Here is a 13979-nt window from a genome sequence, read left to right as displayed (position 1 = left end):
TGTCAGACTTGTTTCAGCTTCCCATTAACTGGGAAGCTGAGCTGCACCTTGAGCCCACCATCGGAACGGTTATGCATGGAAACGCGCCCTTGATGCTGGCTGACAATTCGTTTGACAATCGCCAATCCGAGTCCGGATCCCTCGCTCCCTCGCGCTGAATCCCCTCGGGTAAAAGGTTCAAACACTTTCCCCATCTGCTCTTCCATGATACCGGGACCATTATCTTCCACACAGATCCACACTAACCGATTGTCAGCCGTCATGCCCGAACTCACTTTGATCCAACCGTGTCCATAACGGCTGGCATTCACAATTAAGTTAGTCAGTGCTCGCTTGATTGCAATGGCATGACCAAATGCGGGTTTCAACTCCGTCGCTAATTCTGTTTCAACGGCGACAGTCCGCTCTCCGGAACGGGCAACTTCCAGAATCAAGTCGTTGATCACAACAGGCTGAAAAGTCTGAGCATTGACCGGTTTGAGATAGTCCATGAACTGGCTAATAATTTCATTACACTCTTCTGTATCACTGATAATCCCTTCAGCCAGATAGCGATCATCGGCAGACATCATCTCAGTCGCCAAGCGAATGCGCGTCAGAGGAGTGCGTAAATCATGACTAATCCCGGCCATCAGTAATGCTCGGTCCTCTTCCAGCGCCTGAATCCCTTTCGCCATCTGATTGAAAGCATAGGTGACCGAACGAATTTCAGAAGAACCTTTCGCCTCAAGCGGTGGTGGGATCTCCCCTTTCCCTACAGCCTTTGCTGCTTTTTCCAGCCGGATCAGCGGGCGGTTCTGCCAGCGGATAAATAACCACCCTCCAAACAGAATGAAGCAAGCCATCATGAGGCTATTCCAAAACAGCGGTAAGAAATCGTCTTCCTGTAATTCCGAGAGCGGTATCCGCAGCAGTACATCCGGCAATGCCTCGATTTTCATCCACAGTACATAACTCGTTTCCCCGAGACTCATCCGAACATCGGTCGGAGAGCCGAGTTCCTCGGTCATTTCTTGACTCATCAGATCAATCGATGTGGCGTGCTGATATGCGGTTCCCGCCTGACTATGTAATGGATGGATCGTCACACCCAACTTCTCCAGTACCTGTCGGCGCATGGGGGCATCCAATGGGATATCATGATGTTCATCCATCGTGTCATCCAGCATCAGATGAATTTCATGGCTTAATATCTTGTTAAACTGCTGCAAACTGGGCAGTAAAGCATAGTGAAAGACGGCGTAATAAGAATAAAGCTGGTTGGCAACCAGTAAGACGAGAAAAAGTAAAATGGTTTGGCTAAAAGCGCTGCGGGCACGCATCATGGAACTCCTGAATCATTGGGCAGCCCAAATCAATGACTCCCCAATGTAAACAATCGCGTTGAGTGGGTTAATTGAGCTGACCATCAGGCACGAAAACATAGCCTAATCCCCAAACGGTCTGAATGTAACGGGGTTTTGCCGGATCGACTTCAAGCATTCGACGCAAGCGAGAAATTTGCACATCGATAGAACGCTCCATCGCGGAATATTCACGTCCTCTTGCCATATTCATCAGCTTATCCCGCGACATCGGTTCACGCGGATTCGATACCAAAACTTTCAGAACCGCAAATTCACCCGAGGTCAGTGGCATCACCTCATCCCCGCGGAACATTTCACGGGTCCCGAGATTGAGCCGGAACTCACCGAATTCAATGAGGGTTTCTTCGGCACTTGGCGCTCCCGGTAGTTCATTCACCTGACGGCGTAAAACAGCTTTGATCCGCGCCAGTAATTCCCGGGGGTTGAACGGTTTGGGCAGGTAATCATCCGCACCTTGTTCAAGGCCGGTGATCCGATCCTCTTCATCCCCTTTTGCCGTCAACATCAGAATCGGTAATTGATTATTTGACTGGCGTAAGCGATGACAGATAGATAAACCATCTTCCCCGGGTAACATCAGATCCAGAACCATGAGATGAAAATTCTCACGAGCCAACAAGCGATCCATTTGCTCACTATTGGCAACACTCCGGACATGATAGCCTTGATCGGTCAGATAACGCTCCAGCAATGACCGGAGCCGAGCATCATCATCAACCACTAAAATCTTTTCACTTTCCTGCACGCATCACCTCTGTTCATCTGATACGAATTCTCTGATTTTAATGTATCACCATTTCCCGGCAAAGAACGAAAAGAATTGTTAACGTTTATGTCTTATCGCCCCCCAAACCACACAACCGATACGCCTGATATTTCCATCCCCCGAAGAGTCCAGTACACTAAGCTACAGAGAATAAGCACGAGAAATAGGTACGTTGTGAGTGAGGCCAAGTTTAAACAGATAGCCCAGACGATCATCTCCAGAATCACTGAAGGCTATTACCCCCCCAATTCGAAACTGCCCCCTCACAGGGTACTGGCCGATGAGCTCCATACAACACCGGTGACGGTGGCGAAGGCTTACAAGCTACTGGCGGAACAACATCGTGTCGAATCTTTTGTCGGTCGGGGCACGTTTGTCTGTGGTGAATCACAGTTGTCTCAGGTGATTCATGCCTCGGAAGATGAAACTGAATTCAACTTTTCGATTCTCCAACCTTGCCTGAACCATAACATCATTGCCTTGCAAGATGGATTTCAAAAAGCAGCAACCCAAATCACGCCTCAATTAATCGGTTATGCCGAATATTCAGGCCACCAGCAGCACAGACAAGTGGGTGTTGAATGGGCTGCCCGCTACGGCCTCACCGGAGGAACTCCCGAAAATACGCTTTTGACCGACGGTGCCCAAAATGCACTGGCTTTGTTGATTGAAGCCCTGACCAAACCGGGAGATGCCATCGCGGTTGAGTCACTGACTTATCCGGGAATTCTTGCGATTGCCAGTCTTATGAGACGAGAAGTGATCGGGATTGAGATGGATGAGCATGGCATCACGCCCGATGGTCTACAACACGTGCTGCAAACTGCGAAGCCGAAAGTGGTCATCGTGGTGCCTTCACATCAGAACCCCACCGGTGTCAGCATGCCCGCGGCACGACGAGAAATCATTGCCCAACTGATTCGTGATTCGCACACTTGGCTGATTGAAGATGATATCTATGGATTTCTCAATCCTGCGCCGCTCCCTGCCATTTGTAACTGGCTTCCCGAGCAAGGGTTCCACGTAACAAGTTTATCCAAAGCAATCAGTCCGGCATTGCGGTGTGGGTTTATCAAAGTCCCGGATGCACAAGTCAGCACCATGAATGCCCATATCCGCGCGAATATTTGGCTTTCTTCACCATTTAATTACCAAGTTGCTGCTGAGTTAGTTTCATCAGGAATGGCTTTTGAACTGGCTCAGCGACAACAACAACTCGCCCAACAACGCCAGTTGATCGCTCAGGAAATCCTCGCCCTGAAGACACCACATCAGCATGGCTATCATATCTGGCTCGAACTGCCACCGTATTGGCAGCCAGAGCGCTTTGTCTTAGAAGCCGCCAAGCGACATCTTTTAGTGAGTAGCGGCAGCTATTTTGCCGTTCAGCAGCCGACCAATCATATTCGCTTATCCTTGATGTCGATTAACTCAGAAGCTCATTTTCGGGAAGGATTACACCTGATAAAGGACTTGATGGGTACATGTACGACAAGCACGCTCCCCTTTCAGGTTTGAAATGAGGGATTGAGACGCTGTATACCGTCATCGGCACCTTAGTATTGTTTCATAAAAAATAAAACATCATGTTATAAAAATAATTTTATCAAATATAAAGTCACTATTTTATATGTTAATTCACACCCTGAATCATTCGACTGTTTTTCAACCACTTATGACTACTTTTTAATCATAATGTCGATTATTTTTCAAACACGACGCGCCTATATACCAACAACGCATCACCACGCCACATCGGTGATGAATCTGTGGGCTTTCAACCCGAAATCTTCACTCAATTTGTTGTTGATGGCGTGGCTCAATCGATATAAACAGAGAAGGATTTTCGAACGATGCGACATACTAAAACCATAGGTTCTCACCTAGTAGGACTACTTTTTACAACCATATTACCTCTCGGACTACCTCAGTCGGCAAACGCAGCAACGGTCCCGAATGGCACCATTTCACCGATCGTCGATGTGAATTCAGGATTGTGTCTGGGGGTCAAAGGTTCGTCGAACAGTGCCGGTGCCCAGTTACAGATTCAGAACTGTAGCGGGTCTGACTACCAAAAATGGCAAGTCAGCCTTGACTCATCAAACTGGGCCACGATCAAAAACATGGGCAGTGGTCAGTGTATTGATGTCACCAATAATTCAGCCGAACCGGCAACCAACTTGCAACAGTGGGGCTGTAGCGGTGCCGAGAATCAGGCTTGGAATATTAGTGCCCAAGGTAATGGTCAATATGCGATTATTTCTAAATACAGCGGATTGGCAGTCGATGTTTATGGCGCACGAAAAGCGAATGGCTCACGGGTCGTCCAATACACCTGGACCGGTGCAGATAATCAGCGTTGGACATTTCCTTCATCTTCATCATCTTCCGGCTCAACCAATACCACCAATACACCGTTTGGTTTCGCCACTGGCACAACTGGTGGTGCAGGCGGTCAGGTCGTTACAGTCTCGACACCAAGCCAGCTTGAGAATGCGATTCGTGGCAATACTCCCAGAATTATCCGAGTCAATGGCATCATTGATTTTCGAGGGAACAGAACGACATCAGCGGGCTGTACCTATTCTGAAAACAACTGTCGCTATAATGGCAAACAAGAAAAAATTCTTGCCCGTCTAGGCTACTGTGATGGCCGTAGCACCTATAACATTACCTACGATGCCGCCGGAGTAGAACCAATGCGCGTTGGTTCAAACAAAACAATTATCGGTATCGGCTCTCGCTCCGGCATTAAAGGTAAAGGTTTTTATCTCCGGGATGGCGTCTCTAACATTATCATCCGTAACCTGTCGATTACGGATATCAATGATGGGCTAGTATGGGGTGGCGATGCCGTATCGCTCGATAATGCCAGCCGTATCTGGATTGACCACAATTATATCGCTCGAATCGGACGTCAGATGCTGGTGACCGGATTGGGAACGGCTAGACAGGTCACGATCTCAAATAACTACTTAGATGGCACGACCGATTACGGACACTATTGTAATGCCAAGCATTACTGGACCATGCTGCTGATTGCTGAAAATCAAACGATTACGATAGCAAACAACCGCATCCGAAATTCATCCGGAAGAGCGCCAAAAGTGGATGGAGGCATCGTGCATATGGTCAACAATTACTTTGATGGTAACTACGCGGGCGGGTTACAGGGCGGTAATGCCTATATGGTGATGGAAGGGAACTACTACACGCGTGGTAATAACTTCTCTCCAATTAGTTCGGTCAAATCAGGCACACTCTTCGCGCCGCTCAGTGCAACCCTCGGACAGGCAAATTCAAGTTGCTTCAATGTACTCGGCCGCGCCTGTGTTGAAAACTATGATGAGAACGGACAACGCAACTTTGCCATCAGTGGGAATGTCATGAATGCTGTCAGCTCGAATGGTAACTGGCGCTCTGGTCTTCAGGCAACAAAACCAGTCAGTACGTCAACGGTTCGTAGCTTCAACTTCGGCCCACAAGGCAATATTAATTAAGTGAAAATATCAATGAAGTGAACATGACTCAAGCAGGTGGCGTATCTCCACCTGTTTGAGTCTATAAATCAGAATAAGGCGATGAAAAGCTAACTGAGAGCACAATGCTATTCTCTGCATGAGCTGCCAAAAGTCTCGGGGTTAAAGACCAATAACTTTAAAGATCAGACTTTTAAATATTAAGGTTTTTCAATCAAATTCGGTCGGGAAATACACTCATGTTCATCGTCAGCAAGTATGAGTAACTCTTGAATATAAACGCGGCCATTGCGGATCTTGCCCAAAAAAGCCAGATAATTATCCAGACTGGAAAGCCGTTGAATCACAAAGCTCGGCAGCGTTTTATTAAACTCTACTTTTTCGTATTCCTGCCCGCTACAAGTCTCAAACGTCTCGCCGTCCCAAACGCCCTGAATGAGCATCTGATCTTGTTTGTCCTGTTTTTTAACTGTCTCAACAATCGCCCCGGCTTGAGATTTATAATGTTCCAGTGTTTCTGAAGTTAATGGGAAAACTTTATCATCAACCCGATACTGTTGATAAACCGCATCCCCGTTTTTATCAAAACGGATATGGACCTGAAAAGGCACCAATTCTTGTTTACCGGAGGAGTCAGAGACTTGTTCACCTTCACGGACAAGTTCTTTTAAGACACTGTTTTCCCAGCGGTAGCTGGTTTGATACCAACCATCATGACGGGACTGAATATAGTCATCGGCAGTATAGGGGCGGTTAGATTGTTCAGTATACCAATACAGACTCGTCGCATCACCCATCCGCTCACCACCGGAATAATTTTCTAATGATACAGACGTTGGTTTCTGAGAGGAGGAACAACCGAGCATGAGCCCGGAAAGGAGACAGGGAATAACAAACTTTTTCATAAAAAAACTACGCCAAGAACACAAAACTGCCTTGGCGTAGAGTATAAATTAATTTACTGATTCTTTCAGCGCTTTTCCGGCAACAAATGCTGGAACGTTTGCCGCTGCAATTTGGATTTCATCACCAGTTTTTGGATTACGTCCAGTGCGAGCAGCACGATGATTGACTTTAAATGTACCAAAACCAATTAGTTGAACTTGGTCACCTGATTTCAGTGCCTCTTCAACTGCACCTAGAGTCGCTTCTAGAGCAGACTTTGCTTGCGCCTTAGAGAGATCTGCTTTTTCTGCAATAAAGTCGATTAATTGGGTCTTGTTCATTCGGTTTCCCTTCTAATATGTTATCGAACCTGACCAACTCTAAAGCATAAAGCCCCCGTCTGGCAAAGGTTTGTCGATGTTCTTTTGCTTATTTGATGAAAATTTAACTATAAACTGAGCAACAACTCACAATTTTTCATTATCTGGCGAGACATTTTACGGCTAAAACTGACATGACAAGCCCCACTCATCAGGTCTGAGCGCTGTTCTGCCCTGATATTCCAACCCCAAAATTTGCTCACATTGCCAACAACTCATGAACCCGATTTCTTATAAAAGGGACCACATCACTTTCAAACCACGGGTGTTTTTTCAACCACAAGGTGTTCCTTGGCGAAGGGTGTGGTAGCGGTACAGCATCAGGCAACCAATGAGACCAGTTTTGTACCGTTTCAGTTAGCGTTTTGGGTTTATTCGGCAAATAGTAGTTTTGGGCGTACTGACCAATGAGCAATGTCAGCGCAATATTGGGTAATTCATCCAAAACTCGCTGATGCCACTGTGGCGCACATTCTTTGCGTGGTGGCAGATCACCAGAACGCCCTTTCCCCGGATAGCACAACCCCATCGGCATAATGGCAATTTGCCGCGCATCATAGAATGTCTCCCGCTCAATGTTCAGCCAGGCTCTGAGTCGATCACCACTTGGATCATTCCACGGAATCGATGTCTGATGAACCCGAATACCGGGCGCTTGCCCGACAATGAGAATCCGGGCATCCCGATGTGCACGAATGACCGGATTTGCACCGAGTGGTAACTCAGGTTCACAAAGCCGACACTGACTGATTTGTTGCAAAATGATATCTAACATTCGTCACCTGTACTCAAATCAGTAACCTTTATTAAAATCAACAATATATTGTAAATCCTTCCCTTGCATCCATCGCATCAAGTTGTCGATAAAAATGTCGACAATCTGTTCAGGAAAACTGATTGCCGCAATATGGGGAGTCAGGGTGATTTGTGGATGTAACCAAAAGGGATGAGACGTCTGTAGAGGTTCAGTGACAAAAACATCCAAAAATGCATGTTGTATTGCACCGGCTTCTATCGCTGCCGGCAAATCCTCTTCTTGCAAGGTATTTCCCCGCCCGACATTGAATAATAATGCCTGACGACAGTTTTTCAGCATCTCAAGATTCAACAATGATTCCGTCGCCTGAGTATTCGGTAAAGTGCTGACCACCGCATCAGCTAGCGCCAACGCTTTCTCAATATCATCTATCGCATAGACGTCATGAAATAGGCTTTGTTCAGGTGGCTTGCCCGTTCGATTCACACCAATCACGATCAGTCCCATATGACGAGCTGCCTGAGCAAGAAAAGTTGCAATATTCCCAGTACCGAGAATGACCATCGTCTTCCCGCTCAGCCGTTCATAAGGGTGTGGCAGCCAAGACTGCTGCTGTTGCTGCTGCCGATAGCAGTTAAAATGTCGATAGTGGGCAATCATATAACCAAGCACATACTCGGCAATGGCCTGACCAAAAATCCCTTTCACATTTGTCAGTTGGTAATCCTGTCGTTTGCCTGACTGAATGAGCGAATCAACACCGGCAAATGTTGACTGTAACCAGCGGAGCGCAGGAAAGTCATCGATCACTTTGGCAGCCAACGGTGGGGCTGCCAGTAAAATCGTCGCGTCCTGTGGCTGTTGCGTTAATCGTAGCTCTGGGATTTGTTTTGCTTCAATCAGAGTCCGGTATGTTTCATCCTGTCCGGTGAGCAGATAAAGATTATGTGTCATGTGCTCATTCACTGCCTTGTGATCATTTCAGGGTGATTCATCATACATAATATTCAAACACGAATCATTGCCATGCACCGCTCGTTTGAGAGGGAAATGGCGCAGTGGCAATAAGTAAGTCAGGCTAGCCTGTACCTGCATTATCAAGTACACTGCCGCTGTCTTATTTCGGAGCACCAGTCAACATGCTACAAAACCCAGTTCAGCTACGTCTGCAGAAGCTTACCCCTTGGCAACAAATCACTTTTATGGCTTGCCTGTGTGAACGTATGTACCCCAATTACGCAATGTTTTGCGAGCACACCGCGTTTGCTGCTCATGCGACATATCGACAAATTCTGGATACGGTGTGGGAGTCGCTCACGGTCAAAAGCGCCAAGATAGACTTCGAGCGTCAACTCGAGAAATTGGAAGAACTGATTCCATCACAGAACACATTCGATATTTATGCGGTTTATCCGGCAATCGATGCCTGTGAAGCCATGGCAACACTCTTGCACGGCCTGTTAGACAGAGATCAACTCACAGAAGCACTCCAACAAGTCAGTATCATTTCTGTGAACACTGTGGTGCAACTGGAAGAAGCGCAAACAGATTTAGCAATCACCAATGAGAATCAAAAGCAAAATGAAGCGGTTTGTGCAGAGTGGGATGTGCAATGGGCCATTTTCAGAGCCCTGAAAGAAGCGGAAGAGCGGGATATTGAGCTGATAAAATCCCTCAGAGATGAATTGAGAGAAGAACGGGTATCCAATATCGGGGTGAGTCTGTAACCCCCATATTTGATCATCTGATATATTTAACGGTCAGGGATGAGTTAGTAGGCACCATCACGACGAAGCACAACGTTGACAGTTTTAAATAAGATGACAATATCGTTCCAAAGCGACCAGTTTTTGACATACCAACAATCTAAGTAAACCCGGGTTTTATAATCGATGTCGCTCCGTCCGCTGACCTGCCAAAGCCCGGATATCCCCGGTTTGGCGCACAGGTAATAGTCCACATCATCCCCATAACGTTGCAGCTCTTCATCAATAATCGGTCTCGGTCCAACAAGGCTCATTTCGCCTTTTAAAACATTCCATAACTGTGGCAGTTCATCCAGACTGGTCTCACGTAAAAAACGGCCAATCGAGGTAATCCGTGGATCGTGTTTTAATTTAAACCATTGCTCCCACTCTGCTTTCGCTGCCTGATCTGTTGCCAACAATTCATCCAGTAATTCTTGAGCATTCATTACCATAGAGCGAAATTTAAGACAGTTGAATTTTTTACCGTTCAGTCCGATACGCTCATGCCCGTAAGTCACGGAACCACCGTCACGTGAAACTCTCCAGGCAATAAATAAGAAAAATGGTGCGAGTAACACGAGTAATGTTGCAGAACCCACAATATCGAATAAACGTTTCACAAAGCGTGACGATTTACGCGGCAGATTATTCTTCAACCTTAACATCATGACTTCATGGCTAAAGAAATGGGAGATATCCGTGCCATAGAGAGGAATACCACGCAGGGCCGGGACGATGGAAATATCACGAATACCTCTTTTATACAATTCACGAATCCAGCACTCTCTCAACCCACTTTGGTCTTTTTCCAGTGCAATAAAGACCTTGTGGAACTCATTCGAACTCTGGAAAAAATCAGCTCGACTAATATAAGAAATTCCAAAAACTTCATCAGTTCTAGCTTCCCCAGAAGGCTCAACCACGGCGAGAACTTCAAACCCAGTTGAGAGTTCACTTTCTATCGCCAAGAGCACATCCTTCGCATTTTCAGCATCACCAATAATGACACAAGGCATTTTCCAGAAATTGGCTTTATTCAATAAGAATTTCGCTAAATAGCGTAAAGAAGGAAGCAAAATGAAAACAAATAGCCATGTCATCCACCACTGTCTCACAGAATAGTTTTGGCCAAAAATCGCACTAATGGAAATAGAGACCAGTGCCATAACCGACAACGTCACCAATACGTCTTTTAACTCATCCCAAAAAGGTTTTCGATAACTATAATGACGTTTGCTTCCCCAAAACCAAAGAATCGACATCAACCCTAACAAAAGAAATGTAGCAACCTGCCATCCAAACATTCCTGTTTTCTGAACAAAAATAACCTGATTTTTCTCAAGAAAACTCACCAACAAGGTTGAAGTAAAAAATGCGAATACGTCAGATGCAATAAGCGTTAGCTTATTCACTTTCATTTTCATTGAAAAGTGGGCTTGCTTTACAAGTAACTCTCGATCCGGTGATGTAATATGTTCCATAGACTGATACTAATCCTGTAAGACAAGCAGCATAAAAATCATATGCTTTAAACAAAATGATTGCTGTTAGTCGGGTTGATTTCAATTCAACCCGACTAACAGATACTCAAAGATATCCATAGTTATTAACATAACCTATCTAAGAGTAAGTATAGGATTATTTTCATAATGACAATAATGTCATATAATGAGTAAAAGATGACAATAATCACACTTAAACAAACAAGATATAATTTGTAGTGCGGTAATTTGGATAGAGAGTTGATCACTCTAATTATAAAGCTATAAAGATGGTTCCCCTCTTTATGGCATAACAATTAAAACAATAACTTATTAATCAATTACTTAACCTTCCAACAAGGTAAGTATTTCTGTGGTCTTACTTCTCATCAAAGCAATATTAGCTTTTGATTCAACGTTTAAACGAATAACGGGTTCAGTATTTGAAGATCTTAAATTAAAACGCCAATCAATAAAGTCCATACTAATACCATCTGTTTCATCAACAACTTGAGCCTCATCTTCAAAAGCATTTCTGATTCGAGCAATGGCTTCAATAGGATTGTCTAATTTAGAATTAATTTCCCCTGAAGAGGGATAAGCCAAAATTCTTTCCTGTACAGTTTGAGAGAGTCTCATTTCTTTTACACAAAGTAATTCAGCAATTAACAACCACGGTATCATGCCGCTATCACAATAAGCAAAGGTCTTAAAATAGTGATGAGCACTCATTTCCCCGCCATAAATGGCATCTTCACGACGCATCCGCTCTTTAATAAAAGCATGACCGGTTTTAGAAAGTATCGGGACTCCCTCAGCACGCTGGACAATATCAATGGTATTCCAGAATAATCGAGGATCATGAATGATCTTACTACCGGGCTGCTTCTTCAGGAATGCTTCAGCCAGTAAACCGACAATATAATACCCTTCGATAAATGCCCCAGTTTCATCAAACAGAAAGCAGCGGTCAAAATCCCCATCCCATGCAATCCCAAAATCAGCCTGGTGCTCAACCACAGCCTTTGATGTATCTGCTCGACACTCAGGTAAAAGGGGATTCGGAATGCCATTCGGGAAATTGCCGTCAGCTTCATGATGTACTTTGACAAAAGTCACCGGAATATTTAAATCCTGAAACCGTCTCTCAATTTCATCAATCACATGTCCAGCAGCACCGTTGCCGGAGTTGACCACAATCTTCAGTGGTCGAAAGTTTTCAGGGATGATATAAGTCATCAAATGATCAACATAAACAGACAGATGATCTTGTTTACGATAAATCCCACGCTTTACCACCGGAGAAAACTCATTCTGTTCCGCCAACTGCTGGATTTCTCTTAAGCCACTATCACCGCTAATCGGTCTGGCACCTTCACGAACCAGCTTCATCCCGTTGTAATCCATCGGATTGTGACTCGCTGTCACTTCAATGCCACCATCAACTGACAATGACTGAGCTGCAAAGTAAATTTCCTCCGTTCCGGTCATGCCGATATCGATCACATTGACACCACCATCTTGCAGACCATTGGCTAAAGCCATTTTCAGTGATTCAGAACTTAAACGGGCATCGCCACCAACGACAATACATTGAGGATGGAGGTGTTTGGCATAGGCTCTGCCTATGCGATAAGCAATATCTTCATTCAGTTCATCCCCTAACCGACCTCGAATATCGTATGCTTTAAAACACTTAAGTAATCTCATTAATACCCCACCTCATCTGAATCTAAACGCAAGATATCGTCTTCTCCCAGATAACTCCCACTGCGCACTTCGATGATTTCCAAAGGAACTTTACCAGGATTTTCAAATGCATGTGGGGCACCAATCGGAATATAGGTCGATTCATTTTCACTGACGAGATAGCTTTTATCACCGTTATATACTTTGGCAGTACCGGAAACGACAATCCAATGCTCCGCCCGGTGATAATGCATTTGTGTTGCAGTACGCTGGCCAGGTTTTACCATTACTTTTTTGACCAGATAGCGCTCACCTTCAGCAATCTCATCATGGGATCCCCATGGACGAAGCACTTCCCGATGGCGCAGGTGTTCGCAACGGTCCATATCTTTCAATTGCTCAACGATCTGCTTAACCAGTTGAACCTTCTCTTTATTGGCAACCAGAACTGCATCTTTTGTCTCAACAATAACCACCCCATCGACACCAACAGCTGCGACTAATCGATCTTCGGAGTAGATATAACTATTACTTGTCTGTTCAATCAGGACATCACCGCGCGACGTATTACCGTCCTGATCTTTACGATTCACTTCCCAAAGCGATGACCAACTGCCGATATCACTCCAACCGGCATCCATAGGAATAACAGCGGCACTTTGCGTATTTTCCATCACCGCGTAATCAATTGACTCGTCTGGACAGCTCATGAATTCATCTGCATTGATTCTAATAAAATCGAGGTCAAGACGACTTTGCATAAACGCAGTTTCGCAAGCTGTGAAAATATCTGGTCGAAAACGGCGCAATTCTTCAAGATAGCAGGATGCCTTAAACAAGAACATGCCACTATTCCATAGATAACCACCAACCTGCAGATAGTGTTCAGCGGTTGATAAATCGGGTTTCTCGATAAATTCTGCGACGTCAAATCCAGCTGTTGGCAGAGGCTTCCCTTGCAGGATGTAACCGTACCCAGTATGAGGTTCTGTGGGAACAATGCCAAAGGTCACCAATCTCCCTTGTTCTGTCAGCGGTACAGCTCTCTCAACTGTATCGACAAACCGTTTTGAATCCTGAATCACGTGATCTGCTGCAAGAATCAGCAGTAACGGGTCATCACCATTTTGCAATGCTTTCAGTGCAGCAAGTGCAATCGCAGGAGCCGTGTTTCTCCCCACGGGTTCTAATATGATCCCGCTATGTGACATTTCACAACTCCGCAATTGCTCAGCAACAATAAAACGATGTGCCTCATTACATATGAATAGAGGGTCGGATTTGGCGAGTGTATCCAGACGATGCACCGTATCTTGCAACATGGTATGTTCAGATATGAGTGACAGAAATTGTTTTGGGTAAGCCGTCCGAGAGAGTGGCCAGAGTCTACTCCCCGACCCACCACACATAATGACAGGAAGGATCAT

The 13979-nt window shown here is 45.3% G+C and carries 12 protein-coding genes; 3 read left to right on the top strand and 9 right to left on the bottom strand.

Features of this window, described 5'->3' with window-relative positions; genetic code table 11:
- Positions 1 to 2 precede the first annotated feature (2 nt).
- Together envZ and ompR are read right to left on the bottom strand one after the other, a co-directional pair.
- Positions 3 to 1322: a two-component system sensor histidine kinase EnvZ gene (gene envZ, locus BSQ33_RS09920; protein WP_088134019.1), complete on the bottom strand. Its 1320-nt coding sequence runs from the start codon at positions 1320 to 1322 to the stop codon at positions 3 to 5.
- 70 nt (positions 1323 to 1392) lie between these two features.
- On the bottom strand, positions 1393 to 2112 hold the full coding sequence (gene ompR / locus BSQ33_RS09915; protein WP_088134018.1) for a two-component system response regulator OmpR: 720 nt from the start codon (positions 2110 to 2112) through the stop codon (positions 1393 to 1395).
- Between the two features lie 195 nt (positions 2113 to 2307).
- On the opposite strand from ompR, the gene BSQ33_RS09910 reads away from it, so the two are divergent.
- Together BSQ33_RS09910 and BSQ33_RS09905 are read left to right on the top strand one after the other, a co-directional pair.
- Positions 2308 to 3651 (top strand): PLP-dependent aminotransferase family protein, encoded by a 1344-nt coding sequence (locus BSQ33_RS09910; RefSeq protein ID WP_088134017.1) that lies wholly within the window; start codon positions 2308 to 2310, stop codon positions 3649 to 3651.
- 335 nt (positions 3652 to 3986) lie between these two features.
- Positions 3987 to 5633 (top strand): RICIN domain-containing protein, encoded by a 1647-nt coding sequence (locus BSQ33_RS09905; RefSeq protein WP_088134016.1) that lies wholly within the window; start codon positions 3987 to 3989, stop codon positions 5631 to 5633.
- Between the two features lie 179 nt (positions 5634 to 5812).
- Here BSQ33_RS09905 and BSQ33_RS09900 read toward each other — a convergent pair whose 3' ends face one another.
- The 4 genes from BSQ33_RS09900 to BSQ33_RS09885 form a co-directional block, all read right to left on the bottom strand.
- Positions 5813 to 6517: a DUF1481 domain-containing protein gene (locus tag BSQ33_RS09900; protein ID WP_088134015.1), complete on the bottom strand. Its 705-nt coding sequence runs from the start codon at positions 6515 to 6517 to the stop codon at positions 5813 to 5815.
- Positions 6518 to 6565: 48 nt separating this feature from the next.
- Positions 6566 to 6838, bottom strand: coding sequence for a nucleoid-associated protein HU-alpha (hupA, locus tag BSQ33_RS09895; RefSeq protein WP_072960454.1), 273 nt, complete (start codon positions 6836 to 6838; stop codon positions 6566 to 6568).
- A gap of 238 nt (positions 6839 to 7076) precedes the next feature.
- Entirely contained in the window at positions 7077 to 7652 is a 576-nt protein-coding gene (locus tag BSQ33_RS09890; RefSeq protein WP_088134014.1) for a uracil-DNA glycosylase family protein, read from the bottom strand.
- 18 nt (positions 7653 to 7670) lie between these two features.
- Entirely contained in the window at positions 7671 to 8588 is a 918-nt protein-coding gene (locus BSQ33_RS09885; protein ID WP_088134013.1) for a D-2-hydroxyacid dehydrogenase, read from the bottom strand.
- Positions 8589 to 8773: 185 nt separating this feature from the next.
- Between BSQ33_RS09885 and BSQ33_RS09880 the strand changes: the two genes are divergently transcribed.
- Entirely contained in the window at positions 8774 to 9361 is a 588-nt protein-coding gene (locus BSQ33_RS09880) for a YjaG family protein (RefSeq protein WP_088134012.1), read from the top strand.
- A gap of 44 nt (positions 9362 to 9405) precedes the next feature.
- On the opposite strand, the gene wbaP is transcribed toward BSQ33_RS09880, so the two are convergent.
- From wbaP to BSQ33_RS09865, 3 genes are all read right to left on the bottom strand, one after another.
- Positions 9406 to 10863, bottom strand: a complete 1458-nt coding sequence (wbaP, locus tag BSQ33_RS09875; RefSeq protein WP_198298091.1) for an undecaprenyl-phosphate galactose phosphotransferase WbaP — start codon at positions 10861 to 10863, stop codon at positions 9406 to 9408.
- Between the two features lie 345 nt (positions 10864 to 11208).
- Entirely contained in the window at positions 11209 to 12573 is a 1365-nt protein-coding gene (locus tag BSQ33_RS09870; RefSeq protein WP_088134011.1) for a phosphomannomutase, read from the bottom strand.
- The gene (locus BSQ33_RS09865; RefSeq protein ID WP_088134010.1) at positions 12573 to 13979 is read right to left on the bottom strand and encodes a mannose-1-phosphate guanylyltransferase/mannose-6-phosphate isomerase; all 1407 of its coding nucleotides are present in this window, start codon (positions 13977 to 13979) and stop codon (positions 12573 to 12575) included. Before BSQ33_RS09865 ends, BSQ33_RS09870 begins: the two co-directional genes overlap by 1 nt.

The sequence above is a fragment of the Vibrio gazogenes genome, assembly GCF_002196515.1.
GTDB lineage: Bacteria > Pseudomonadota > Gammaproteobacteria > Enterobacterales > Vibrionaceae > Vibrio > Vibrio gazogenes_A.
This window is presented reverse-complemented; position numbering and strand designations above follow the sequence as displayed.